Source organism: Paenarthrobacter sp. RAF54_2 (assembly GCF_052113945.1).
Taxonomy (GTDB): Bacteria; Actinomycetota; Actinomycetes; order Actinomycetales; family Micrococcaceae; genus Arthrobacter.
This window is the reverse complement of record NZ_JBFRDV010000006.1, coordinates 71,504-93,994: the sequence shown is the minus strand read 5'-3', so window position 1 is coordinate 93,994 and position 22,491 is coordinate 71,504. Positions and strand designations below refer to the sequence as shown.

Sequence of the window (22,491 nt, the reverse complement as noted above, 5' to 3'; positions counted from 1 at the left end):
CCCGTACTTACCCGTCCGTAGCGAATCAATGGACTAATTACCCCGACACGGAACAAAGACACTTCCCGACGGCCGGTGGTCCGGTTATGGCGGATAGTCTCCGCCTCCCGGCAATGGCGCCCAGGCCCAAAGCCACACCACCCAGACGATCTGCAGGAGGACAAACATGACCACGACGGTTCCTCTGTATGCCTTGGACCTGGACAGCAGCGCTGCACCCAGGGCAAGCGGGAAAAGGGGAAGGAGCATCCGGAAAGTACTGGTCTGGGGATACAGGAACACCAGCAAATAGCCCATGTAGCAGGCGCACCAAAGCCGCATTTCCGTTCCCAGTGCCCGGACAGGCTTTGAAACCATCAGCAGCACGAACAAACCGACGAAGACGAAGGGCGCCAACACGCCAAGAGCCGGACCGAACAGCATCCTTCCGGTATCGAACCACGGTTTGAAGGGCACCAGGTCATGACCGCGCCAGGCGGTTTCCGTACGCGTGTAGGCGCTTGGATCCCCCGTGACCGCCCAAGCTATAGCCGGCCAGGCCAGGGCTCCAAGTCCGGTTGCCAGCGCCAGGGTGCCCAGGGACAGGAGTTCTGGCGTGGACGAAGCCATTGCCCGGGGCTGGTCATCGACGTCGGATGGCCTGAAGCGCTGCCAGATCCGCCAAACCAGGAGGAGGCCCAGCATCGCGGCGAACGGGACTCCAGTGGGCCTGGACAAACACATCAACAGCACTACCGGTATGGCTGCCAAGTAGCGTCGCCGGACCACCAGGAGAAGCGAGCCGGACAGCAGCAGGAGGTTCAACGATTCTGCGTAGGGCACTTGGAGAATTGGCGACACCGGGAAGGTGGACACGAAGATGACGCCCCACATTGCGGTACGCCGGCTGGCCGCTTCCCTGAACAGTTTGAAGATCACCAAGGCAGCACCGAGGCCTGCAATCATTGCTATGGCGGTGAGGGACTGCAGAGTCCCGAGGCCCGTGACGGCATTGAGTCCCCGCCCCAGGAACGGGAACAGGGCATAGAAGGCCCAGGCATTCTCCTTGACTACCCCGTTGGCATCCACCGGAAGCAGGGAAGGGTAGCCGTTGTCCGCAACCTGGGCATACCAGCGTCCATCCCAGATAGTGATGAAGTTCCAGTAGTCCGGCGCGGGTGGGAACCATGGATTCACTCCCTGATGAACGGCATCCGCCATGAAGATACAGGCACTGACCACCCGGGCCACTACAAAAACCAAGGAAACCTGCAGCCACCAAGGCCAACGTGCCATCCGGGCTCCCGCGGCGGAGATACCCCGCGAAAGGCGCGCGGTGGGTCCCTCCCCGCCAAAACGGGTAGGTGCAGGGGTGCTCACAGTGTGGTCCGCTTGGCGTCGCCATCCTCAAGCTTTGATTGGACCAAGGCACTGAGTCTCTCGATCTCGCGGTCCTTGGCTACCAGTTGGTCGCGCAGCTCATCAAGGACCTGGTCCACCTGGTCCATGCGGTACCCGCGCAACCCCAGTGCAAAGCGCACGGCGTCGATGTCCGTGGCTGCAGCCTTCTCCGGGAGCAGCACCGGAGGCAAATTGGGCAGGGAGTCATCCAGCCCCGCTCCCACGGAGCCGCCACGGATGATGCCGGAACCAAAATACAATGCGGCACCAATGAGGACAATCGCGACAAACACCAGGAAAAAGCTCACAGCCACCATCGTGCCAGAAACAGCCGCCTACTCCGGGCGCTGGTTTCCGTTGGTGGTGGCGGGAAGCGGAGCACCATGCAACACCCGGTGGACGGCATCGGCAGGGTCATCCACAAGTTGGATCAGGTCCAGGTCCTTTTCGGACACCATTCCTTCAGCAACCAAAGTGTCCCGGATCCACTCAATCATTGGACCCCAGAAGCGAACACCCAACAGCACAATCGGGAACGATGTCACCTTGCGTGTCTGTACCAGGACCATTGCCTCGAAGAGCTCATCCAGGGTTCCAAGTCCGCCGGGCAAGACGACGAAGCCCTGAGCGTATTTCACGAACATGGTCTTGCGGGCAAAGAAGTACCGGAAGTTGATGCCCAGGTCCACCCATTGGTTCAGGCCCTGCTCGAACGGCAACTCAATGCCCAGTCCGACAGATACGCCGTTGCCTTCCACAGCACCCTTGTTGGCGGCTTCCATGGAGCCCGGGCCGCCACCGGTGATCACGGCGACTCCGGCTTCGGCGAGCTTGCGCCCTACATCCACTGCCATCTCGTAGTACTCGGTTCCCGGTTTGGTACGGGCTGAACCGAAAACACTGACTGCCGGACCAATATCGGCCAATGCCCCAAAGCCCTCAACGAATTCGCTCTGAATCCTCAGGACGCGCCAGGGATCGGTGTGGATGAACTGCCCGGCACCGCTCGTGTCCAGCAAATGCTGATCGGACATTCCCTTGTCCGCCTGTTTGCGTCGCAGTTCCAAAGGGCCCTTGTGCTTGGCCGGTGCGATCTCCGAAGGCAGGGGCACGTGGACGCCCGCGACGTGGCCATTCGCGTCCGGGCTGGGAATCGGGTGCTGGCTAATGCTCATTGCCCAAGGCTAGCGCGGATGAATGCAAGCGAAGACGCTACGACGCGGTTCTTGCATTGCAGTCTGGTATATCGCTGGAGGGCAGGTTTCTGTTCAGTCACGATCTGGAGGAACTTGCCGTGACCGTGGTCATAATTGTGTCTTTGTTCGCTAGATTCGTCCTATGACTACTCAAGTGTCCGGCGATGCGCTCGTCTCCCTGAACAGCGTCAACAAACACTACGGTCAATTGCACGTCCTCAAAGACATCAACCTCCAGGTTCGGAAGGGTGAAGTCGTCGTGGTCATCGGGCCGTCCGGCTCCGGTAAGTCCACGTTGTGCCGTGCCATCAACCGTTTGGAAACGATCGACGACGGCGACATCGCGATCGACGGGAAGAAGCTCCCGGAAGAAGGCAAGGAACTCGCCCACCTGCGTGCCGACGTCGGAATGGTCTTCCAGTCCTTCAACCTGTTCGCCCACAAGACGATCCTTGAGAACGTCACGCTGGGACCGATCAAGGTGAAGGGCGTTGCCAAAGGCACGGCAGAAAGGGAGGCAATGGCCCTCCTGGAACGTGTCGGCGTCGGCCACCAGGCTCCCAAGCTCCCCGCGCAGCTCTCCGGTGGCCAGCAACAGCGTGTGGCCATTGCCCGCGCGCTTGCCATGAAGCCCAAGGTGATGCTGTTCGACGAGCCCACCTCGGCGCTGGACCCCGAAATGATCAACGAGGTCCTGGACGTCATGATCCAGCTGGCAAAGGAAGGCATGACCATGATCGTGGTCACCCACGAGATGGGCTTTGCCCGCAAGGCAGCCGACCGCGTCGTGTTCATGGCCGATGGCCAGATCGTGGAAGATTCAACACCCGAGGAATTCTTCACCAATCCGCAGAGCAACCGCGCCAAGGATTTCCTGTCCAAGCTTCTGACCCACTAGCTCCCTGCTGACCCGCATCCAGGCCCGCACGGACCGCATCCAGGCCGTACGCCGGCCAACCAATGAAAGGAATGTCATGAAGAAGGCTTTTATTACCCGGAGGAAATCTCTCCTGGTGGCCGCTTCGGCTGCACTGGCCCTCTCGCTGAGCGCCTGCGGTGGAGGCAGTGGCACCACCACTCCGCCTGTTGCCTCGGCGAGCTTCGACGCCGGTACCACGATGGCGAAGTTGAACCAGGCCAAGAAGATCACCATTGGTACCAAGTTTGACCAGCCGCTGTTCGGCCAGAAGGGCCTGGACGGCAAGCCTGTCGGCTTCGACGTCGAAATCGGCAAGGCCATCGCTGCCAAGCTCGGAATTGAACCTGACAAGATCGAATGGGTGGAAACTGTTTCCGCCAACCGTGAACCGTTCATCGAGCAGGGCCGCGTTGACATCGTCATTGCCACCTACACGATCAACGATGCCCGCAAGCAGAAGGTCGCATTCGCGGGTCCGTACTACGAAGCCGGTCAGGCTCTGTTGGTGAACAAGGACGATAACTCCATCACCAAACCCGAGGACGTCAAGGGCAAGAAGGTTTGCTCTGTAACAGGTTCCACCCCGGCTAAGACCATCGTCGAAACGTACGGTGCAGAACTGGTCCCGGCCGCAAACTACACCGCTTGCCTTGAGCCGTTGCGCAACAAGCAGGTTGTCGCAGTCACCACGGACAACGTGATCCTCGCCGGCTACGTTGACAAGGAACCGGACGCCTTCAAGCTCGCATCGGACCAAACGTTCACAAAAGAGCCGTACGGCATCGGCCTGAAGAAGGATGACACGGTCTTCCGCAACTGGATAAATGACCAGTTGGAGGGATTCGCCAAGGACGGCACGTACAAGAAGGCTTGGGAAGCAACAGCAGGAAAGGTCATCAAGACCGCACCTGAACTGCCCAAGATCGACCGCTACTAGTCGGAAGCCGGTGGCTGCCGCACTCCCCCTTGGGGAAGGGCGGCAGCCACCGACCTTGAGGACTCCCTACCTTTCCGCAGCAGCCGAAGGAAGCCAATGGACGCCATCTTCGAAAGCCTCCCCCAATATTGGGACGGATTTCTCCGAACCCTGTTTCTAGCCGTCATATCTGGCGTCATCGCACTGACAGCAGGCACTCTGCTCGCCGCAATGCGTGTCTCGCCCGTGGCTGCCTTACGGGGCTTCAGCACGTTCTATGTTGAAGTCGCCAGAAACACCCCACTCACAATTATTTTCTTTTTCTCCGCAATCGTGCTTCCCCGGCTCGGCGTCAAGTTCGAACAGTTTGAAGTCGCCGCCATCATCGCATTGAGCAGCTACACGGCAGCATTTGTTGCCGAAGCCGTTCGATCCGGCGTCAACAGCGTCCCGGTGGGGCAAGCCGAGGCAGCCCGCAGTATCGGCATGACGTTCACGCAGGTTTTGGGCCTGGTGGTCCTGCCACAGGCTGTCCGGACCGTCATACCCCCATTGATCAACATCATGATTGCCTTGGTCAAGAACTCATCCGTCGCGGGTGCATTCTTTGTCCTGGAGCTCTTCGGCTATGGTCTGCAGCTGTCAAACAGCCATGGTGACGCGGTCATGTGGATCTTGATTGGTGTGGCATTCTTCTACCTGCTGATCACCGTGCCCCTGGGCTTGTTGGCCCACTTCGTCGAGAAAAAGGTGGCGATTGCCCGATGACTTCGGTTCTCTATGACGTACCGGGCCCCAAGGCCCGCCGCGTTTCCCTCATTGGTTCAGTTGTCGGGTCCATCATCATTGCCGGTGGCGTGGTGGGAGCCATTGTCATTCTGTCTTCGCAGGGCATATTCAACGCCTCCCGTTGGGAAGTCTTTGTTAATGAATCTGCCAAGGACGTTTGGACCCAGCTCGGCTATGGCGTCCTTGCCACCCTGCAGGCAGCCGGCGTCGCAGCCGTCATTGCCTTTCCCCTTGGAGTGGCGCTGTGCCTGCTCCGCATTTCCCTGATCTCCTGGATTCGGGTTCCCACACAGGTGGTGCTTGAGTTCCTCCGCGGCATGCCAGTGGTGCTCATGATCCTCTTCGTGCTCCTGGTGTTTGCTACGACCCCCTTCACTGCTGTCGTCAGTGGCCTGGTCCTCTACAACGCAGCAATCTTCGCCGAAATTCTGAGGGCGGGTATCCAGTCACTTCCCAAGGGACAACGCGAAGCCGGTTTGGCCATTGGCCTGCGCAGCTTCCAGTCCAGGATGAGCATCGAGTTTCCCCAAGCAATCCGCCGCATGCTCCCGTCACTCATTGCACAGTTGGTCGTCCTCCTGAAGGACACGTCGCTTGGCTACATCGTGGCCTACGAGGAACTGCTGCGTAAGGTGAAGCTGATCTCAGACCTGGAACCCAGCCTGTTGTTCTCCGCGTTCTTCGTTGGCGCCGCGATCTACATCCTGATCAACTTGTCGGTTTCCCGGCTTGCGATCTGGATCGAACGGCGAGGTTCAAAGAAGGTACATTGGGCTGCGCACCTTCTCTTCATGTGCTTTTAGAGTGCTTTTAGACCTTAGCGACCAGCCACGTCCGTAGTGCACGAAGGCACTCACGGACGGCATCGGCATCGACGTGTTCATTGTCCTTGTGCGCCAGCAACGGATCGCCGGGCCCGAAGTTCACGGCCGGGATGCCCAACTCACTGAAACGCGCGACGTCGGTCCACCCGTATTTGGGCTTTGGTTCCGCGCCGACTGCGGCCACGAAAGACGCAGCTGCGGGGTGGTTCAGTCCGGGCCGGGCGCCGGCAGCAGCGTCTGTGCGAACGACGTCGAATCCCTCCAGGAGCTCGCGCACGTGGGCCTCGGCCTGGTCCGGCGTCTTGTCCGGAGCGAAGCGGTAGTTGATCTCCACCACGCAGCGGTCAGGGATGACGTTACCGGCCGTGCCGCCATTGATCTTCACCGCATTGAGGCTCTCCCGGTAATCGAGGCCGTCCACATTGATGGTCCGGGGCTCGTAGGCTGCGAGGCGGGCGAGAATTGGTGCCGCAGCGTGAATGGCGTTGCTGCCCATCCAAGCGCGGGCCGAGTGGGCCGCTTCACCGATGGTGGTCGCTTCGAACCGGCTGGTTCCATTGCAACCCCCTTCAACTGTGCCGTGTGTGGGTTCAAGAAGAATGGCGAAGTCCCCCAAAAGCAGGTCACCATGGTTGCGGGCCAGCCTGCCCAGGCCGCTCTTGACGGCCTCCACTTCCTCGTGGTCGTAGAAGACAAAGGTGACATCTTTGTCTGGCTCCCTGCCGTAGTCGAAGAGGGTCGCCGCGAGCGCGAGCTGCACGGCAACGCCGCCCTTCATGTCGGTGGTCCCCCGGCCATAGAGCACACCCTCCCCGGGGATGCCCGACTCCCACGTTGCCGGAACGGTGCCCAGTGAGCCTTCCACTGTGGGYAGCGGAACAGTGTCCAGGTGTCCGGCGAGGATGACGCGCTCTGCGCGGCCAAGTTCGGTGCGGGCAATGATGGCGTCGCCGTCGCGCACCACGGTGTATTCGGGGATGGCGCGCAGGGCGGCCTCGACGAGATCGGCGAGCGGGGTCTCGTTGCCCGAGACACTGTTGATATCGATGAGCGTGGCTGTCAGCAAGGCGACGTCCTGGCGCAGGTCCAGCAGGGCGGGGGCAGGGTTAAGGGTCACCACTCCACCTTAACTCCCCGGGCGGCTGTGTTTCGGGCAACAAATGCGACCTTTGCGGGTGAGACGGGTTTCAGCCGCGCCACGGGCGATCGATACACTGGGGCCATGACTGAAACTGCTTCCTCTGCTGTGCCCGCAAACCACCGATCAGCCTACGGATTCGGCCTCGCCACCATCGCCACCTCGCCTTCCGGGGAAGCAACCGTGCTGGATGTCTGGTACCCGGCACCGGCCCTGGGTGTAGCCGCTGAAACCCTTCGTGACGTTGAGAATGCCGATCCGGCGCTCACTGCCCTGGCTGACGACGGCAAAGACGCCGATCGCGGCACGGAGCAGAAGGTGGTCTTCGCACAGATCGACCTCGACGCCGCGCCGGCCGACACCGCCGATGCTTACCTGCGTCTGCACCTCCTTTCGCACCGCCTGGTCAAGCCGAACAGCATCAACCTCGATGGCGTCTTCGGCAAGCTCCCCAACGTCGTATGGACCAACTTCGGTCCAGCCGCCGTCGAAGGTTTTGAAATGACGCGTGCTCGCCTGCGCAAGCGCGGCAATGTAGTGGTTTACGGCGTGGACAAGTTCCCGCGGATGGTCGATTACGTGGTTCCCACGGGTGTGCGGATCGCCGACGCCGACCGCGTCCGTCTGGGTGCCCACCTCGCCGAAGGAACCACGGTGATGCATGAAGGCTTCGTGAACTTCAACGCTGGAACCCTCGGCACGTCCATGGTGGAAGGCCGCATCTCCGCTGGAGTGGTGGCCGGTGACGGGACGGACGTCGGCGGCGGCGCCTCCATCATGGGTACGCTCTCCGGCGGCGGCAAGGAAAAGATCGCTTTGGGCGAGCGGGTACTGCTTGGCGCAAACTCCGGTGTCGGCATCAGCATCGGCGATGATTCCGTGGTGGAAGCCGGCCTGTACGTCACCGCAGGAACCCGCGTTCGGGTGCCCGGCCCCAAGGACGAAAACGGCGAAGACACCAGCAAGATCATCAAGGCCGTCGAGCTTTCCGGTGTTCCCAACCTGCTGTTCCGCCGCAACTCCACCACCGGTGGTGTGGAAGTCCTGCCCCGCAAGGGCCAGACCGTGGAGTTGAACGAGGCGCTGCACGCCAATTAGCAGGAGACAAGCAATGCGCCGGTTCCGCCGCGCCATCGTTGCGGTGCTGGCGCTGGCCCTCGTGGCCGGTGCTATCTACGCGATAGTTGCCATACTGCAGCGCTCCGAGACCCTGGTCTCGGAGCGCTGCCTCGCCGTCACGGGGTCCGAAAGCTACGAGTTGGCTACCGACCAAGCGGCCAACGCCTCGCTCATCACGGCCATCTCCGTTCAGCGCGGACTTCCACCAAGGGCTGCAAGCATCGCCCTCGCCACCGCGATGCAGGAATCCAAGCTACGGAACATCAATTACGGCGACGATGCAGGACCTGATTCGCGGGGTTTGTTCCAACAGAGGCCATCCCAAGGCTGGGGAACCGAGGCACAGGTCATGGACCCTGTCTATGCGACGAACGCCTTCTATAACGGCCTCATCAAAATTCCCGGTTACGAGACCATGGAAATTACACAGGCAGCCCAGCAGGTCCAGCGCTCCGCGTTCCCCCGGGCATACGCCCAGCACGAGAACATGGGGCGCGCCTTCGCTTCTGCCCTCACCGGGCATTCGGAATCCGCGCTGACCTGTGAACTCCGCATGCCCGAAGCGGCCGGTGACCCTGCCGCCGTCGTGGAGGAATTGACGACGGCGTTCGGCTCCCAGCCGGCCACAGTCCAGGGCCGCTCGGTGCAACTGGATATCACTGGTACGCAAGCCTGGGCAGTTGCCCATTGGGCGGTAGCCAACGCCAAGTCCCTCTCCATCACGCAAGTGGATGTTGGTGGTCAGACGTGGAATCGGGAAAAACGCGACGGGTGGATTGCATCGGCCGCACCGTCTGAGTCAGTGACCATCACCGTCTCGGCACCTACCACCTGACTCCTTAGGCGAGCATCTCCACCACGGGCTGGACATAGCTGCGGAAGACTTCAGGCTCGGACAGCAGCCTGTGGCTCATGATCATGGTGCTGGGCTCCAAGTACCAGGCCCGCGGCTCGTTGAGCGGCAACTCGATAATGGTGAGATCAAAGTCCCGCGAGCTCCGGCCAACTTCCAGGAGCCTGTCCTCCACCATCTCGTTCAGGACTCCCGTAACCCCATTGGCTTCGCGCTCTGCCTCGATCTTCGCGTATTCATCGATCCTGTCCGTTGCCCATCCCAAAGCCGAACCAAAGTGTGCCTGCAGGACACGCTGAAGGGCAGGAGAATTGCCGAAGGCCTTGAAACTGGGGGGCGCGAGCTCAAGTGCCGGGTTGGGATAGGTCTTCACGAGCTTCTCCCACCAGGCCTCCCACTCGGTTTTGAGGGCGTGGATCCCACCCACATCCGAGGTGAGGTGGCTATGATCGGCATGGCGGACCTTGGGAGCAGCGTGGGACAGTAACGGTTTTCCGGCACCGTCGAGTCCAGCTACGTCGCGCAAGTACAGGGCGATGAGCATCGRCCCGGACGTGTCCATGGTGATGCGCCATCCAGAGCCGCCTGACTCATGCATCCGAATTCCTCCCTTGGCAGGTTCCCGACATGTCCAAGTCTATTCCCGTTGGCTTCCCACGGTAACGGTGCGGCAGGCACTGCTTGCTGGCGGCACATAGTCGTCTTGTGGGGAGCTCGGGAGACAAGCTACGGCATAGCCGGCACCGGAGCGAAAGCCGCGAGATGGGCCGTGAGGACGTCACTGCACATCTCGGCCGTCATCCATTCGGGCTGGAGAAGGGCGTGCATGCACAGGCCGTCCATGGTGGCCAGGAGCCGTTCAGCCTCTGTGACAAGGCCTTGCCGGGCTGCAGCTTCGCCGGGGCTCAACAGGATGATGAGGCGTCCGACAATGGCAGCGACGGCGCGGTGGCTGCGTTCGGCCTCGGCAGCCAGGACCGGTTTGATCCGGGCAGCGTGGCGGAAGGCCATCCAAACGCAGGCATCCACGGCGAGTTCTTCGTCCAAGGGAAGGAACTGACCCAAGAGGTTCAACACCGCGGCGTGCTGCCCGGCGCTGCCCGGGGTTTCGCCTTCAACGGCAAGCAAAGCTGACTCCAGCCGACCGCTGATCCGGTCGATGACGGAGGCAAAGGAGAACACGAGAAGCTCGTCGCTGCTGGCAAAATAGTGCCGAACGGAGCCTACGGCCAGCCCGGCTTCATCAGCTACTTCACGAAGGGATGCCCGTTCCAAACCGTCGCTTGCGATGATCCTGAAGACAGCTTGGACAACTTCCTGGCGCCGGGCTTCGGCATCAACAATTTTGGGCACCAGTATTTTTTAGCACGAACGTGCTTCAACACCGCTCAACACTGAGCGGCGTGGCTCCGATTTCCGATAGCGTAGACATCATGAAAATTCTTGTCACGGGTGGCACCGGCTACATCGGTTCGCACACCGTTCTGTCCCTCCAGGAAGCCGGCCATGAGGTCGTCGTGCTCGATAACCTCGTGAACTCCAGCGAAGAGTCCCTGCGGAGGGTTTCCGAGCTCACTGGCAAGACTGCAGCCTTCCACAAAGTTGACCTGGTGGACGAGCCCGCCGTCGAGGACGTGTTCGACCAGCACCAGATCGACGCCGTGATCCACTTCGCAGGACTGAAGGCCGTGGGCGAATCCGTTCAGGAGCCACTGGCGTACTACTACAACAACATCGTGGGCACACTGAACCTGCTCCGAGCCATGGACAAGCACAACGTCCGTTCCATCGTCTTTAGCTCCTCCGCGACCGTATACGGCGAGCACAATCCCATCCCGTACATCGAGAAGATGGAAATCGGTGCCAACAACCCGTACGGCCGCACCAAGGAACAGATCGAGGACATCCTCTCGGACCTGGGCAATGCGGACAACCGCTGGCACATCGCACTGCTGCGCTACTTCAACCCGGTTGGCGCCCACCCGTCCGGACGCATCGGCGAGGACCCTCAAGGCATTCCCAACAACCTTGTCCCATTCATCGCACAGGTTGCCGTGGGACGCCGCGAGAAGCTCATGGTTTTCGGTGGTGACTATGACACCCCTGATGGAACAGCCCAGCGCGACTACATCCACGTCGTGGATCTTGCTGAAGGTCACGTGGCGGCACTGAACTTCATTGCTGACCGCGCTGGCGTCCGTCGCTGGAACCTTGGTTCCGGCAAGGGATCGTCCGTGCTGGAGGTACTGCGGTCCTTCGAAAAGGCCGTCGGACACGAGCTGCCCTACGAAATCACGGGCCGCCGCGCTGGCGACCTTCCCGCTTTCTGGGCCGACGCCTCTTCTGCCCTCGCAGACCTCGGATGGTCCACCACGAAGACAGTGGACCAGATGTGCGAGGACCACTGGCGTTGGCAGAAGAACAACCCGTACGGCTACAACGCTTCCTAAAGCAACGCGGGGTCACTTCGGGCCCATGTCGGCCTGCTTTATGGGCCACAAGTGACCCCGCGTTGCTCTATTACCGACTGCATTAACGACGGCGGCCGCCCACCTCGCGCGAGGTGGGCGCCCACCGCCGCCCCCCTCGCGCGAGGTGGGCGGCCGCCGTCGTGATTGACGCTGTTGCCGTATCAGTTGGCCGGGTAGTTGCGCTCCGGCTCCCCTGTGTAGAGCTGCCGCGGGCGGCCGATCTTGGTCTGGGGATCGTTGATCATTTCGCGCCACTGGGCAATCCAGCCCGGGAGGCGGCCGATTGCGAAGAGGACGGTGAACATCTTCTCCGGGAAACCCATCGCCTTGTAGATCAGGCCGGTGTAGAAGTCCACGTTCGGGTACAGCTTGCGCTGGATGAAGTAGTCATCAGCCAGGGCCTTTTCTTCAAGGCGCATCGCGATGTCCAGCAGTTCGTCGTTGCCGCCGAGCTTGCCCAGGACCTCGTGGGCCGTTGCCTTGATGATCTTGGCGCGGGGATCGTAGTTCTTGTAGACACGGTGTCCGAAGCCCATGAGGCGGACGCCGTCTTCCTTGTTCTTGACCTTCTCCATGTAGTCCTCGGGCTTGATGCCATCGGCCTGGATCTGGCGAAGCATCTTCAGCACGGCCTCATTGGCGCCGCCGTGGGCGGGGCCAAAGAGGGCGTTGATGCCGGCAGAAACTGACGCGAAGAGGTTTGCATTGGAGGAACCCACCAAGCGGACAGTGGAGGTGGAACAGTTCTGCTCGTGGTCAGCGTGCAGGATGAGCAACAGGTCCAGCGCCTTAACCACAACGGGGTCCAGCTCGTACTGCTCGGCCGGGAGGCCAAAGCTCAGCCGCAGGAAGTTTTCCACCAGGTTCATGGAGTTGTCCGGGTAGAGCATCGGCTGGCCGATGGACTTCTTGTGGGCGTAAGCGGCAATAACGGGCAGCTTGGCCATGAGGCGGATGGTGGAAACTTCCACGTGCTCCGCGTTGAAGGGATCCAGCGAGTCCTGGTAGAACGTGGACAACGCCGAAACGGCCGAGGAAAGCACCGGCATGGGGTGGGCGTCGCGGGGGAATCCGCCGAAGAAGCCCTTCAGTTCCTCATGCAGGAGCGTGTGGTGCCGGATCCGCTGATCAAAGGCTTCCAGCTCCGTGGGAGTGGGAAGGTTGCCGTAGATGAGCAGGTAGGAAACTTCAAGGAAGCTCGAGTGCTGGGCGAGTTGCTCGATCGGGTACCCGCGGTACCGCAGGATGCCTGCGTCGCCGTCGATGTACGTGATGGCCGAGGTGGTGGCCGCTGTGTTCATGAAGCCGGGGTCATAGGCAACGGCGCCCGTCTGCTTCAGCAGCTTGGAAACGTCATAACCTTCGTTTCCTTCTACAACCTGGATGCGCGGCAGTTCAAGTTCGCCGCCGGCATGGCGCAGTGTCGCGCTGGTGGTCTCAGTCATGGAGTCCCCTTCATGAGGCCTCTGGGCCTCTATAGAACGCTTGTCCAACCAACTTCTGGTGACGCCGTCTTCGGCCCCACTGTTGCAGGGCTCCAACGACCGCAGTGCTTTCTTATTGAAGGCCACCATTGATAGTCAGTTAAAAAGCTACCGCCAGTAACCCTCCGGAACTAATCCGTTCCGTCCGGTTACTGGCGGAATGACGCGACTTGTGGCACAAGTCACAGCATTGTTATGACCTTGAGCTTAACCTCTTCACGGCCGCATCAATGCGTTCATCGCTGCCCGTCAGTGCCACCCGGATGAAGCCGTTGCCGGCATCACCGTAGAAAACACCGGGTCCTACGACGATCCCCAGCTCAGCGAACCGGGCAACAGTGTCCCACGTAGCTTCACCGGCGGTAGACCATAGATAAAGGCCGGCGTTGGAGTCATGGATCTGCAATCCGAACTTCTCAAGTGCCGGGACGATTCTCTCGCGCCGCCCGCGGTAGAGGTCCTTTTGGGCAAGCACGTGGTTCGAATCGCCCAAAGCGACGCGCATCGCCTCCTGCACCGGGTAGGGCACGATCATTCCCGCGTGCTTCCGGCTGTTAACAAGGTTGGCCATAATCGCGGAATCGCCAGCTACGAAAGCAGCCCGATAGCCAGCGAGGTTGGACTGCTTGCTCAGGGAATAGACGCAAAGGAGGCCATCCGTGGAACCACCGGAAACCCGCGGGTCCAGGATGCTCGGGACAGCTTCTCCCCCACGCTGGACATCCCACTCACCCCAGCCAAGCTCGGCGTAGCATTCGTCGGAGGCCACTACGGCGCCGATTTCGCGCGCCTGGTTGACGATCTGTTGTAGAGATTCCACGCTCCGGACACTGCCCGTGGGATTGCCCGGCGAGTTGATCCAGACCAAGCGAACCCTTGCACGAGTAGCGGCATCCAGTTCGTCCAGGCTATCCGCCGCTACGGCGGTAGCTCCCGCCAGCATCGCGCCGATGTCGTACGTGGGGTAGGCAACGGTAGGCCTGACTACGATGTCCCCGTTGCCAAGGCCCAGCAGGAAAGGCAACCAAGCGACGAGCTCCTTGGAGCCCACCGTGGGCATAACGTCCTTTGGATCCAGGTTGGGGACTCCGCGGCGGGTCGCAAACCAGTCCACGACGGCCTGCCTCAAGGCTTGGGTGCCATGCACAGTCGGGTAGCCGTGGGCGTCCGACGCCGCAGCCAATGCGTCGCGGATCAGCCCTGGAGTGGGATCAACCGGGGTTCCGATCGAGAGGTTAACGGCACCCCCGGGATGTTTGGCGGCTGTGGCCACATACGGTGCCATGGCCTCCCACGGGTAGTCGGGCAGGTTAAGGCCAAAGGCCGGTGCCGCGGAAATCAAGGAAGCAACCGCCCTTAGTGGTCTTGGTTCTGCGGGGGCAGTGCGGCAATGAACGGGTGGTCCTTGCCGGTGTTGCCGATCTTCGCAGCGCCGCCCGGGGAGCCAAGATCGTCAAAGAATTCGACGTTGGCCTTGTAGTAGTCAGCCCACTCTTCCGGAGTGTCATCCTCATAGTAGATGGCCTCAACAGGGCATACGGGTTCGCAAGCACCACAGTCAACGCATTCATCCGGGTGGATGTAGAGGGAACGCTCACCTTCGTAAATGCAGTCAACAGGGCATTCTTCGATACATGCCTTGTCCTTGACATCTACACACGGCTGCGCGATTACGTACGTCACGTCCCAGACCTCTCCACGGTTTGTCCCGGCCAATAGCCGGGGTAATACGGCCGGCAGCATGCCGGACACTCAACTTCTGACCCTATTATCCAACAGTGCTATGACGCCAACCTAGCCCGCGTCTTAGTATGAAACGGTGACTCCCCCGCATTTGCCACCTCGACAATTTCTGCTCAAAGCCCAGCCGGGCATTCGGGTGGTAGTCCGCTACAGGATCCAAGACGGCCTGACCGATGCGCTGGGGTATCTGCTGATCACCACAGAAAGCAGCTGCACCGTACGAACGCGAACGTCCGACGTCGAAATTCCACTTGCGCTGGTCATCGCAGCGAAAGAAGTTCCCCCACCACCGTCCCGGCGCCAGTAGTGGTGGCAGCTGTGCGCGGGACACTACCTACTGAACAGCTGTCCGCCATCGCTTCACCATACGGCTGGCAACAACAAGCATGATCAACGTGACTGCAGCTATGCCATAAACCCAGATGTTGCCCGCGGCGTCACCTAGCAACAACTGTTTGTCGCGTCCCCCTGACGACAATGCACCGACGGTGGCATAAACCACCACGCCTGCTACCGCCGTCGGGATAACTGAACCCGACCAAGCTGCCAGCCACAACTGCACCGACGCGAGCAGCAACAGCGCGGCGCAGACGCCCCACGGGACGTCGACGCCGGAGATCACCATGGTCTGCCGGTGGAGTGCCGTTCCTGCCGCAGCAACCAAAAGAGCCGCCAGCACGGCCGCGGCGATGCCACGGGCCATACTGGCGACTCCCTTGTTCATTCTGCTGTTCCAGCCGGGTTCAACCGGGCCGGACTAGGCCTTTGCGCGGGCGCGGTTGGCCTTGGCGCGCTCGTTGGAATCGAGGATGAGCTTGCGGATACGGATATCCTCCGGCGTCACCTCAACGCACTCGTCTTCACGTGCGAATTCGAGGGACTCTTCGAGCGTCAGGTCGCGCGGCGGCGTCAGGTTCTCGAAGGTGTCCGAGGAAGCTGCACGCATGTTGGTGAGCTTCTTTTCCTTGGTGATGTTGACGTCCATGTCGTCGGCGCGTGAGTTCTCGCCCACGATCATGCCTTCGTAAACCTCGGAGGTGGGCTTCACGAAGAAGGAACCGCGCTCCTGCAGGTTGATCATGGCGAACGGTGTCACGACACCGGCGCGGTCGGCAACCATCGAACCGTTGGTGCGGTATTCGATGGGACCGGCCCACGGCTCGTAGCCTTCGGAGATGGAAGCCGCGATACCGGCACCACGGGTGTCGGTGAGGAACTTGGTGCGGAAGCCGATGAGGCCACGGGCAGGAACGATGAATTCCATGCGGCACCAGCCAGTGCCGTGGTTGGCCATGTTGGTCATGCGGCCCTTGCGGGCGGCCATGAGCTGCGTTACGGCACCGAGGTACTCTTCGGGGACGTCGATGGTCATGTGTTCCATCGGCTCGTGGATCTTGCCGTCGATGGTCTTGGTGACTACCTGCGGCTTGCCAACGGTCAGCTCGAAGCCTTCGCGACGCATCTGCTCAACGAGGATTGCCAGGGCGAGCTCGCCACGGCCCTGTACTTCCCAAGCGTCCGGACGCTCGGTGGGCAGAACCTTGATGGAGACGTTACCGATCAGTTCCTTGTCCAGGCGGTCCTTCACCTGGCGGGCGGTGACCTTGGCTCCCTTGACCCTGCCGGCCAGCGGCGAGGTGTTGATACCGATGGTCATGGAGATCGCGGGGTCATCCACGGTGATCAATGGCAACGGCTGCGGGTTCTCGGCGTCCGTAAGGGTTTCACCGATGGTGATTTCCTCGATACCTGCAACGGCAACGATTTCACCCGGCCCGGCCGACTCGGTAGGAACGCGGGTCAGTGCCTTGGTGGCCAGGAGTTCAGTGATCTTGACGCTCTTGAGTTCACCGTTGGCACGGGCCCAGGCAACCGTCTGGCCCTTGCGGAGCGTGCCGTTGTAGATGCGGAGCAGGGCGAGGCGGCCAAGGAACGGCGAAGCGTCCAGGTTGGTCACGTGCGCTTGAAGCACGCCATCCGGGTTGTAGGTGGGAGCGGGGATGTGCTCGATGATGGTCTTGAAAAGGGGCTCAAGGTCCTCGTTGTCCGGGGCGGAGCCGTTGTCCGGCTGGTCCAGGGAGGCGCGGCCAACCTTGGCAGCAGCGTAGACGACCGGAACTTCCAGGACCTTGTCCAGGTCCAGGTCCGGAACTTCGTCGGCAAGGTCCGAAGCCAGGCCCAGGAGCAGGTCCATGGACTCGTGGACAACTTCATCGATGCGGGCGTCGGGACGGTCCGTCTTGTTGACCAGGAGGATCACCGGGAGGTGCGCAGCAAGGGCCTTGCGGAGCACGAAGCGGGTCTGGGGCAGCGGGCCTTCAGAGGAGTCGACCAGCAGGACAACGCCGTCGACCATGGAAAGACCACGCTCAACCTCGCCACCGAAGTCGGCGTGGCCGGGGGTGTCGATGACGTTGATGGTGATGGTTTCGCCGTTGGACGACGGGCCGTTGTAGGCAACCGTAGTGTTCTTGGCGAGGATCGTGATGCCCTTTTCGCGCTCCAGGTCACCGGAGTCCATGACGCGGTCCTCAACCTCACCGTGGGAAGCGAAGGAGTTGGTCTGCTTGAGCATGGCGTCGACCAGGGTGGTCTTACCGTGGYCAACGTGTGCGACGATCGCGACGTTGCGCAGATCGCTCCGCGACGCAGTGTTGGTGATGGTTTCAGACATGCGTTTATGACTCGTTTCAGTGGTGAAGTCAGTTGTTTGTATCCGCGCGCATACCTGATCACGTGATCGGAACACACAACGAAAAAGACCCCGGGACACAGGGCACCTACAGCAAGTCTAAACGCAGTTGCATTTATCAGCCTAAAAAGCAAGCCATTTACCGTCCGATTGTGGCGTCCATCACAGCACATCACGCTTTAGTAACCGGCAGTCAAGATGCTGGATTTTCTGCTTCCAGTGCCCCATGATTGCTGCAGAACCAGTGCCACACGGAGACCAACGATGCGCAAAGCCTCGGCCGCGTTCCGCCTGCTCGCACCCTTGATCGCCGTTGGCGTTCTTGTGGTCGGCTGCGGACCAAACCAAGCAACCCCACAATCCACACCCTCGCGCTCAGCCGCGCCAGTTCCCGCGGAGACTTCAGCGGCGGACAAACCCCTTAGGGTGGCGCCTGCTCCGAGCCCCCTTGACCTGCCAGTGGGCTCCCTCTACAGGAATCCGGCGAACAACCGCGACGAAGTGGTCCTCGCCGATGTGCGCCACACCGCGGTGTTGATTGGCGATTCCCAGGCCATGCCGAAGGACTCATGGCCGCAAAGGGGAATCTCGGCGCTTGGGTACAAATTGCACGTCGTGGGCATGGGTGGCACGGGATTCGTAGCTTCCAACGGCAAGACAGGCAATTACATCGACGCGCTCCAGCGTGGGGACTGGCTGCTGCCTTACGGAGATCCGCCACTGATCGTGGTCCAGGGTGGTGGCAACGATGCCTCCCAAAAGGCCACTGACGCCCAGATCACGAGTAACGCCGACCGGCTCCTCGGTGCGCTCAAGAAGCGCTATCCGGGTGCCCGGCTGGCAATGATCGGGACGTTGGCACGCGGAGCCGACAACGGTGGCGGCCGCCGTTCCGAGGTGGACGCACTCCTTGGCCGGATCGCCGCCAAGCAAGCGATCCCGTTTGTCAGCGCGGGCGACTGGCTCACCCGCTACGATGCCGTTGCCGATCTCCAGGACGGCGTCCACCTCAAGCCATCCGGGCACGCGAAGTTGGGCAGCGTTCTGGCGCGCGAACTCACGGCACTTGGTCTGACGGCACGCCCGGACACCGAACCGTCCGTTTCACCCGAATAGATGCCGTTGCGGGGCTTGCTTTGCGCCTTTTGCGGGTGATTTGGGATGCAGAGCAGGCCTAACAACGGGTGATTTAACGGCAAGAGCCGGTGGTTCCCTCTCGTGGGAACCACCGGCTGTTGCTTTTGTCTCCTCGGCTGCTGTTGCCTCGTCAGCAGAGAGTACGACGTCGGTCAGGCCACCGCGGGCGGCAGCAGCAGCGAACCGCCAGGAATGGCATCCAACAGTGCCTGCGTGTAGGCCTCGCGCGGGTTGTCGAAGACATCGTCCGTGCTGCCCGTTTCTACGAGCTGGCCCTTTTCCATGACGCAGACGTGGTCGGCGATCTGGCGCACAACGGCGAGGTCGTGGGTAATGAACAAGTACGTCAGACCAAGGTTGTCCTGAAGATCTGCGAGAAGGTTCAGCACCTGCGCCTGGACGAGTACGTCCAACGCGGAAACGGCCTCATCACAGATGATCACTTCAGGATCCAAGGCCAAGGCACGGGCAATCGCAATGCGTTGTCGCTGGCCACCTGAAAGCTCGTTCGGATACCTCTGCATCATGGACTGTGGCAAAGCCACCTGGTCCAACAGCTCGCGGACCTTCTTTTCGCGACTGGCCGCATTTCCGATCTTGTGCACCCGGAGAGGCTCTTCGATGGTCCGGAAGATGTTGTACATGGGATCCAGGGAGCCGTAAGGATCCTGGAAAATCGGCTGCACCCGCCGCCGGAACTTGAAGAGGTCCTTGCCTTTGAGTCCAGCAGTATCGACGCCGTCGAATACAATCTGGCCCTCGGTAGGCTTCTCAAGTTGGAGGACCATTTTGGCCACGGTGGATTTACCCGAACCCGACTCCCCCACAATCGCCGTAGTGGTTCCGCGCTTGACGTCGAAGCTGATGTCGTCCACTGCAGCGAAGTCTGAGGTCTGGCCCAGGCCCTGCCGGAGCTTGTAGATCTTGCGCAGGTTTCGGATCTGCAGGACCTCGTCGGTTGCGTGCTTCTTAATTGCCGTGACAGGCGCCAAGAGGTCGCTGGCTTCCACGCCCAGCTCCTTCGCCACCTGAATGCGGCGGGAGGCGAGCGAGGGCGCCGATTCCACGAGTCGCTTTGTGTAGGGGTGCTGCGGGTTCTGCAGCAGTTCCAGTGAAGGACCCGCCTCCACAACGTTGCCCTGGTACATAACGACTACCTTGTCCGCGCGCTCGGCAGCAAGGCCGAGGTCGTGGGTGATGAGCAGCACCGATGTACCGAGCTCCGTAGTCATTTTGTCCAAGTGATCCAGGATCTTGCGCTGGACGGTAACGTCCAATGCAGACGTAGGCTCATCCGCGATCAGGAGCTTGGGCTGGCAACTCAGACCGATAGCGATAAGAGCCCGCTGGCGCATACCGCCGGAGAACTCGTGCGGATACTGCTTGGCTCGCCGCGCAGCATCGGGAAGACCCGCCTCCGCCAAAACCCGGGCAACGTCTTCGGGCCCGTCCGGACGACCATTGGCCTTGAGGGTCTCGCGAACCTGGTAGCCGATCTTCCACACGGGATTGAGGTTGGACATCGGGTCTTGGGGAACCATACCGATGTGGCTGCCGCGGAGTTCAATCATGCGTCGTTCCGGCGCATGCGAGATGTCCTCGCCGTCCAGCAGAATCTGCCCCCCTGAGACGCGTCCATTGTTCGGCAACAAGCCAATGGCAGCCAGGGCCGTCGTCGACTTTCCTGAACCGGACTCCCCCACGATCGCGACGGTTTCGCCGGGCATGATGGTCAAGTGGGCGTTTTTGACGGCCTTCACTTCACCCGAGCCGGTCTTGAAGGTGATGGCCAGATCCTTGATTTCCAGGATTGGCCGTACCTGTGAGGTGACTTCGTTGATTCGTACGTTGGCAGAAGCCATGTTCGCCTCCTTAGCGCTGACGGCTCTTGGGATCAAGAGCATCGCGAACGGCGTCGCCAAGCATGATGAAGCTCAGGACGGTGATGGACAGGGCGGCTGCCGGATAGAGCAGGATTCCGGGGTTGGTTCGAATAGAGGCATTGGCCGCTGAAATATCGTTACCCCACGACATCACGCTGGTAGGCAGGCCCACGCCAAGGAAGGACAATGTCGCTTCCAGGACGATGAACACGCCAAGTTCCAGCGTGGCCAGAACAATTACCGGAGCCAGGGCATTTGGCAAGGCGTGCTTGACCAACGCCCCAAACTTGGAAACACCAAGAGACCGGGCCGCTGTAACGAAGTCCGCGTTGCGCACCTCAATCACTGCGCCTCTGGTAATACGGGCCATTTGCGGCCAGGCCAGCAAGGATATCGTCAGGACGACCGTCCAAACGCTCCTGTTCTCGCGGAACAGCGGCAACTGAGTGATGACCAGGGCACCGAGAATGATCGGCAAGGCAAAGAAAATGTCACCGAGTCGGGCCAGGACCGCATCCAACCAGCCACCGTAGTAGCCAGCCAGGGCGCCGAGAGTCACGCCGATGATGATCACTGCGAGGACGGACAGGATGCCGACAGACAACGAAGCTTGCGTGCCGTGGACAACCCGGGAATAGACGTCACAGCCTTGCAGCGTGAAACCTAGCGGGTGTCCTGAAGTTGGGCCCGCCTCAGAGTTGGCCAACTGGCAGTCGTTGTTGGGCGCCACGCTGGTAAACAGCCCTGGGAAGAGGGCAACCGTCAGCAACAACAGGATCAGCAGCGAGGAGACGATGAACATGGGACGGCGGCGCAGCTTTCGCCACGCATCGGCCCATAGGCTCAGGGGTGCCTGATCCGTCTTGACGGCGTCAGTGGCTAGCAGCGGGGTTTCATCGACAGGGGCAACGAAGTGTTCGGTATTACTGGTCATAGCGGATCCTCGGGTCAAGCCAGGCGTACAGGAGGTCAACCAGGAGGTTGGTCACGACGAAAACCAAGACCAGGACACTCACGATCGCAACAATGGTGGGACCCTCGCTGCGCTGAATGGCTTGGAAGAGTTTGTTCCCAACTCCGGGGACGTTGAAGATGCCTTCAGTGACGATGGCTCCTCCCATCAGGCCGCCCAGGTTTGCGCCCAGATAGGTCACAACAGGGATCAGCGAGTTCCTCAAGATATGGGCCATGACCACCCGGGGACGCGAGAGGCCCTTGGCCGTGGCAGTACGCACGTAGTCCGCGTTCATGTTCTCGCTGACAGACGCTCTGGTCAGCCGAAGGACATATGCGAAGGAGACCAGCCCCAAAACCACGGCCGGGAGTATGAGGTTTCCCCAGTCCGCATTGGCGCCAACCGTCGGCTTGGCCCAGCCGAGCTGGACGCCAAATACCAATTGGAAGACGAACCCGAGGACGAAGGTAGGTACGGCAATCACAACCAGCGACATAATGAGCACGGTGGAGTCGAAGAGCTTTCCCTTTCGAAGGCCGGCGAAGACGCCAAAAGCGATGCCAAAGACAGCCTGGATGATGAGCGCTTCAACGGCGAGCATCGCGGTAACGGGGAATGCCCGGGCCAGAGCAGCAGCGATGGGTTGCTGGGTGAAGTCGACTCCGAGGTTGAAAGTAAACAGGTTCTTCAGGAAGATCCCGTACTGCACCCAGAACGGTTGATCCAGATTGTATTGGGCCCGCAGGGCGTCAATGACACTCTGCGGAGGCTGGCGATCGCCGAAGAGGGCAGCGATCGGATCTCCGGGTAGTGCGAAGACCATGTAGTACACGAGGAGTGTGGTCCCGATGAAGACGGGAATCACTTGGAGGAGCCTACGCAAAATGTAGCGAACCACGATTCACCCCTCTCCATGGGTCGAGTGTTGGTGTGTCATGTTTGCCTTCCTGCCGAGGCAAGCATTAGGGGCCCGGCGCACTGGCCGGGCCCCC

23 protein-coding genes are annotated in these 22,491 nt (G+C 60.9%); 9 read left to right on the top strand and 14 right to left on the bottom strand.

Annotation, left to right across the window (positions count from 1 at the left end; genetic code table 11):
- Positions 1–84 precede the first annotated feature (84 nt).
- From AB4Y87_RS07020 to AB4Y87_RS07010, 3 genes are all read right to left on the bottom strand, one after another.
- Positions 85–1,275, bottom strand: a complete 1,191-nt coding sequence (locus AB4Y87_RS07020) for a hypothetical protein (RefSeq protein WP_442003973.1) — start codon at positions 1,273–1,275, stop codon at positions 85–87.
- A gap of 80 nt (positions 1,276–1,355) precedes the next feature.
- Positions 1,356–1,697, bottom strand: a complete 342-nt coding sequence (locus AB4Y87_RS07015; protein ID WP_442003694.1) for a DivIVA domain-containing protein — start codon at positions 1,695–1,697, stop codon at positions 1,356–1,358.
- An 18-nt stretch (positions 1,698–1,715) separates the two neighbouring features.
- Positions 1,716–2,555: a TIGR00730 family Rossman fold protein gene (locus AB4Y87_RS07010; protein ID WP_431115818.1), complete on the bottom strand. Its 840-nt coding sequence runs from the start codon at positions 2,553–2,555 to the stop codon at positions 1,716–1,718.
- Positions 2,556–2,718: 163 nt separating this feature from the next.
- Here AB4Y87_RS07010 and AB4Y87_RS07005 point away from each other — a divergent pair, with 163 nt between their 5' ends.
- The 4 genes from AB4Y87_RS07005 to AB4Y87_RS06990 all read left to right on the top strand — a co-directional run bounded on the left by AB4Y87_RS07005 (position 2,719) and on the right by AB4Y87_RS06990 (position 6,003).
- The gene (locus AB4Y87_RS07005) at positions 2,719–3,474 is read left to right on the top strand and encodes an amino acid ABC transporter ATP-binding protein (protein WP_216924118.1); all 756 of its coding nucleotides are present in this window, start codon (positions 2,719–2,721) and stop codon (positions 3,472–3,474) included.
- A gap of 76 nt (positions 3,475–3,550) precedes the next feature.
- Positions 3,551–4,432 carry a glutamate ABC transporter substrate-binding protein gene (locus tag AB4Y87_RS07000; RefSeq protein WP_442003693.1) on the top strand — a complete coding sequence of 294 codons (882 nt, stop codon included), beginning with the start codon at positions 3,551–3,553 and terminating at the stop codon, positions 4,430–4,432.
- 96 nt (positions 4,433–4,528) lie between these two features.
- Positions 4,529–5,179 (top strand): amino acid ABC transporter permease, encoded by a 651-nt coding sequence (locus AB4Y87_RS06995; RefSeq protein ID WP_442003692.1) that lies wholly within the window; start codon positions 4,529–4,531, stop codon positions 5,177–5,179.
- Complete coding sequence (locus AB4Y87_RS06990; protein ID WP_442003691.1) at positions 5,176–6,003, top strand: amino acid ABC transporter permease; 828 nt, start codon at positions 5,176–5,178, stop codon at positions 6,001–6,003. The genes AB4Y87_RS06995 and AB4Y87_RS06990 overlap by 4 nt, the downstream gene beginning before the upstream one ends.
- A gap of 7 nt (positions 6,004–6,010) precedes the next feature.
- Here AB4Y87_RS06990 and dapE read toward each other — a convergent pair whose 3' ends face one another.
- Positions 6,011–7,141: a succinyl-diaminopimelate desuccinylase gene (gene dapE / locus AB4Y87_RS06985; RefSeq protein WP_442003690.1), complete on the bottom strand. Its 1,131-nt coding sequence runs from the start codon at positions 7,139–7,141 to the stop codon at positions 6,011–6,013.
- A 105-nt stretch (positions 7,142–7,246) separates the two neighbouring features.
- Between dapE and dapD the strand changes: the two genes are divergently transcribed.
- Both dapD and AB4Y87_RS06975 read left to right on the top strand, forming a co-directional pair.
- On the top strand, positions 7,247–8,260 hold the full coding sequence (gene dapD / locus AB4Y87_RS06980) for a 2,3,4,5-tetrahydropyridine-2,6-dicarboxylate N-succinyltransferase (protein ID WP_224088202.1): 1,014 nt from the start codon (positions 7,247–7,249) through the stop codon (positions 8,258–8,260).
- Between the two features lie 13 nt (positions 8,261–8,273).
- Positions 8,274–9,116, top strand: a complete 843-nt coding sequence (locus AB4Y87_RS06975) for a hypothetical protein (RefSeq protein WP_442003689.1) — start codon at positions 8,274–8,276, stop codon at positions 9,114–9,116.
- A gap of 4 nt (positions 9,117–9,120) precedes the next feature.
- Here the strand turns inward: AB4Y87_RS06975 and AB4Y87_RS06970 are convergent, their stop codons facing one another.
- Positions 9,121–9,732 carry a hypothetical protein gene (locus AB4Y87_RS06970; protein ID WP_442003688.1) on the bottom strand — a complete coding sequence of 204 codons (612 nt, stop codon included), beginning with the start codon at positions 9,730–9,732 and terminating at the stop codon, positions 9,121–9,123.
- Between the two features lie 128 nt (positions 9,733–9,860).
- Positions 9,861–10,487, bottom strand: a complete 627-nt coding sequence (locus tag AB4Y87_RS06965) for a TetR/AcrR family transcriptional regulator (protein ID WP_442003687.1) — start codon at positions 10,485–10,487, stop codon at positions 9,861–9,863.
- Positions 10,488–10,567: 80 nt separating this feature from the next.
- On the opposite strand from AB4Y87_RS06965, the gene galE reads away from it, so the two are divergent.
- Positions 10,568–11,584, top strand: coding sequence for a UDP-glucose 4-epimerase GalE (gene galE / locus AB4Y87_RS06960; RefSeq protein ID WP_442003686.1), 1,017 nt, complete (start codon positions 10,568–10,570; stop codon positions 11,582–11,584).
- 182 nt (positions 11,585–11,766) lie between these two features.
- Here the strand turns inward: galE and AB4Y87_RS06955 are convergent, their stop codons facing one another.
- From AB4Y87_RS06955 to fdxA, 3 genes are all read right to left on the bottom strand, one after another.
- The gene (locus tag AB4Y87_RS06955) at positions 11,767–13,050 is read right to left on the bottom strand and encodes a citrate synthase (RefSeq protein WP_442003685.1); all 1,284 of its coding nucleotides are present in this window, start codon (positions 13,048–13,050) and stop codon (positions 11,767–11,769) included.
- Positions 13,051–13,282: 232 nt separating this feature from the next.
- The gene (gene dapC / locus AB4Y87_RS06950; RefSeq protein ID WP_442003684.1) at positions 13,283–14,431 is read right to left on the bottom strand and encodes a succinyldiaminopimelate transaminase; all 1,149 of its coding nucleotides are present in this window, start codon (positions 14,429–14,431) and stop codon (positions 13,283–13,285) included.
- A 14-nt stretch (positions 14,432–14,445) separates the two neighbouring features.
- Positions 14,446–14,772, bottom strand: coding sequence for a ferredoxin (gene fdxA, locus AB4Y87_RS06945; protein ID WP_018776555.1), 327 nt, complete (start codon positions 14,770–14,772; stop codon positions 14,446–14,448).
- Between the two features lie 136 nt (positions 14,773–14,908).
- Between fdxA and AB4Y87_RS06940 the strand changes: the two genes are divergently transcribed.
- Complete coding sequence (locus AB4Y87_RS06940) at positions 14,909–15,139, top strand: putative acetyltransferase (RefSeq protein ID WP_442003683.1); 231 nt, start codon at positions 14,909–14,911, stop codon at positions 15,137–15,139.
- Positions 15,140–15,166: 27 nt separating this feature from the next.
- Here the strand turns inward: AB4Y87_RS06940 and AB4Y87_RS06935 are convergent, their stop codons facing one another.
- Positions 15,167–15,556 carry a hypothetical protein gene (locus AB4Y87_RS06935; RefSeq protein WP_442003682.1) on the bottom strand — a complete coding sequence of 130 codons (390 nt, stop codon included), beginning with the start codon at positions 15,554–15,556 and terminating at the stop codon, positions 15,167–15,169.
- Positions 15,557–15,589: 33 nt separating this feature from the next.
- Complete coding sequence (gene typA / locus AB4Y87_RS06930) at positions 15,590–17,506, bottom strand: translational GTPase TypA (RefSeq protein ID WP_442003681.1); 1,917 nt, start codon at positions 17,504–17,506, stop codon at positions 15,590–15,592.
- 282 nt (positions 17,507–17,788) lie between these two features.
- Here typA and AB4Y87_RS06925 point away from each other — a divergent pair, with 282 nt between their 5' ends.
- On the top strand, positions 17,789–18,640 hold the full coding sequence (locus AB4Y87_RS06925) for an SGNH/GDSL hydrolase family protein (RefSeq protein ID WP_442003680.1): 852 nt from the start codon (positions 17,789–17,791) through the stop codon (positions 18,638–18,640).
- Positions 18,641–18,813: 173 nt separating this feature from the next.
- Here the strand turns inward: AB4Y87_RS06925 and AB4Y87_RS06920 are convergent, their stop codons facing one another.
- Genes AB4Y87_RS06920 through AB4Y87_RS06910 form a run of 3 tightly spaced genes read right to left on the bottom strand, consistent with a single transcriptional unit; the run spans position 18,814 to position 22,397 of the window.
- The gene (locus AB4Y87_RS06920) at positions 18,814–20,523 is read right to left on the bottom strand and encodes a dipeptide ABC transporter ATP-binding protein (protein ID WP_442003679.1); all 1,710 of its coding nucleotides are present in this window, start codon (positions 20,521–20,523) and stop codon (positions 18,814–18,816) included.
- A 10-nt stretch (positions 20,524–20,533) separates the two neighbouring features.
- A complete protein-coding gene (locus AB4Y87_RS06915) occupies positions 20,534–21,478 on the bottom strand; it encodes an ABC transporter permease (RefSeq protein WP_442003678.1) in 945 nt (314 codons plus the stop codon).
- Positions 21,468–22,397, bottom strand: coding sequence for an ABC transporter permease (locus AB4Y87_RS06910; RefSeq protein WP_431115835.1), 930 nt, complete (start codon positions 22,395–22,397; stop codon positions 21,468–21,470). Before AB4Y87_RS06910 ends, AB4Y87_RS06915 begins: the two co-directional genes overlap by 11 nt.
- Positions 22,398–22,491 lie beyond the last annotated feature (94 nt).

Coding starts and splice junctions, on each gene's coding strand:
- AB4Y87_RS07020 (WP_442003973.1), bottom strand. CDS start 1,275: ATGGCACGTTGGCCTTGGTGGCTGCAGGTTTCCTTGGTTTTTGTAGTG.
- AB4Y87_RS07015 (WP_442003694.1), bottom strand. CDS start 1,697: ATGGTGGCTGTGAGCTTTTTCCTGGTGTTTGTCGCGATTGTCCTCATT.
- AB4Y87_RS07010 (WP_431115818.1), bottom strand. CDS start 2,555: ATGAGCATTAGCCAGCACCCGATTCCCAGCCCGGACGCGAATGGCCAC.
- AB4Y87_RS07005 (WP_216924118.1), top strand. CDS start 2,719: ATGACTACTCAAGTGTCCGGCGATGCGCTCGTCTCCCTGAACAGCGTC.
- AB4Y87_RS07000 (WP_442003693.1), top strand. CDS start 3,551: ATGAAGAAGGCTTTTATTACCCGGAGGAAATCTCTCCTGGTGGCCGCT.
- AB4Y87_RS06995 (WP_442003692.1), top strand. CDS start 4,529: ATGGACGCCATCTTCGAAAGCCTCCCCCAATATTGGGACGGATTTCTC.
- AB4Y87_RS06990 (WP_442003691.1), top strand. CDS start 5,176: ATGACTTCGGTTCTCTATGACGTACCGGGCCCCAAGGCCCGCCGCGTT.
- dapD (WP_224088202.1), top strand. CDS start 7,247: ATGACTGAAACTGCTTCCTCTGCTGTGCCCGCAAACCACCGATCAGCC.
- AB4Y87_RS06975 (WP_442003689.1), top strand. CDS start 8,274: ATGCGCCGGTTCCGCCGCGCCATCGTTGCGGTGCTGGCGCTGGCCCTC.
- galE (WP_442003686.1), top strand. CDS start 10,568: ATGAAAATTCTTGTCACGGGTGGCACCGGCTACATCGGTTCGCACACC.
- AB4Y87_RS06955 (WP_442003685.1), bottom strand. CDS start 13,050: ATGACTGAGACCACCAGCGCGACACTGCGCCATGCCGGCGGCGAACTT.
- AB4Y87_RS06935 (WP_442003682.1), bottom strand. CDS start 15,556: ATGAACAAGGGAGTCGCCAGTATGGCCCGTGGCATCGCCGCGGCCGTG.
- AB4Y87_RS06925 (WP_442003680.1), top strand. CDS start 17,789: ATGCGCAAAGCCTCGGCCGCGTTCCGCCTGCTCGCACCCTTGATCGCC.
- AB4Y87_RS06920 (WP_442003679.1), bottom strand. CDS start 20,523: ATGGCTTCTGCCAACGTACGAATCAACGAAGTCACCTCACAGGTACGG.
- AB4Y87_RS06915 (WP_442003678.1), bottom strand. CDS start 21,478: ATGACCAGTAATACCGAACACTTCGTTGCCCCTGTCGATGAAACCCCG.